The sequence below is a fragment of the Vibrio sp. Vb0349 genome (genome assembly GCF_033338975.1).
The window spans coordinates 1-1,309 of sequence record NZ_JAWOTS010000243.1; the positions used below are offsets into that span (position 1 = coordinate 1).

1 protein-coding gene is annotated in these 1,309 nt (G+C 51.6%); it reads right to left on the bottom strand.

Going from position 1 to position 1,309, the window contains the following annotated elements; translation table 11 throughout:
• The coding region (locus R7Q47_RS24900; RefSeq protein WP_318089966.1) for a Tex family protein at window positions 1–1,309 on the bottom strand (1,309 nt) is incomplete at both ends.

Sequence of the window (1,309 nt, forward strand, 5' to 3'; positions counted from 1 at the left end):
GGCGAGGTTGACGACGTTGTGATTGGTCATTACGACGCTGCGCTGCTGATGAGCGTTGGCTGCGGTTGTCTTGACCCGGCTCGTCGTTTAAACGCATCGATAGACCGATACGCTTGCGCTGTACGTCCACTTCCATCACTTTCACTTTAACGATGTCGCCTGCTTTCACCACTTCACGCGGATCAGAAACGAAACGATCCGTCAGGGCTGAGATATGCACTAAACCATCTTGGTGAACACCAATATCGACGAAAGCACCAAAGTTGGCCACGTTCGATACGACGCCTTCGAGAATCATGCCCGGTTCTAGATCTGCAACCGAGTTAACGCCTTCAGCGAAGGTTGCGGTTTTGAACTCCGGACGAGGGTCTCGGCCTGGTTTGTCCAGCTCTTTGATGATATCGGTCACCGTTGGGACACCGAAGTGCTCATCGGTGTAATCCACCGCGTGCAGACCTTTAAGGAACGTCGAATCGCCAATCAGTGCTTTGATGTCTTTACTGTTCTTCTCGGCAATCGCTTTGACTACTGGGTAGGCTTCTGGGTGCACTGCAGAGGCATCCAGTGGGTTTTTACCATCCATAATACGAAGGAAACCCGCACACTGCTCGAACGCTTTAGGACCTAAACGAGGCACTTTCTTCAAAGTTGTACGTGCTTCGAAACGACCGTTTTCATCACGGAAGTCGACAATGTTCTGTGCGATGGTGCTCGACAAGCCTGCAACGCGCGTCAGTAGCGCTGCAGAGGCAGTGTTCACATCAACACCCACCGCGTTTACACAGTCTTCGACAATCGCATCAAGACGTTTTGCCAGCATAGATTGGCTAACATCGTGCTGATATTGGCCCACACCGATCGATTTAGGATCGATTTTAACGAGCTCCGCTAGCGGGTCTTGCAGACGACGAGCAATCGACACCGCACCACGCAGAGATACGTCCATATTTGGGAACTCTTTCGCTGCAAGCTCAGATGCTGAGTAAACCGATGCCCCCGCTTCACTTACGATGATCTTCTGAACTTTCAGGTTGCCGCGTTTGATCACGTCTGCGACAAAGCTGTCGGTTTCACGCGAAGCCGTGCCGTTACCTATTGCAATCAAATCCACGTTGTATTTGCGCACCAACTGATCAACGATTTGCGCTGATTTGTCGTATTGCTTTTGTGGTGGGTGAGGGTAGATGGTTTCTGTTGCAAGCACTTTACCAGTAGGGTCGACAATAGCGATTTTAGAGCCTGTACGCAGACCCGGATCGAGACCCAGCGTCGCACGAGGGCCTGCCGGTGCTGCCATCAACAAATCTTT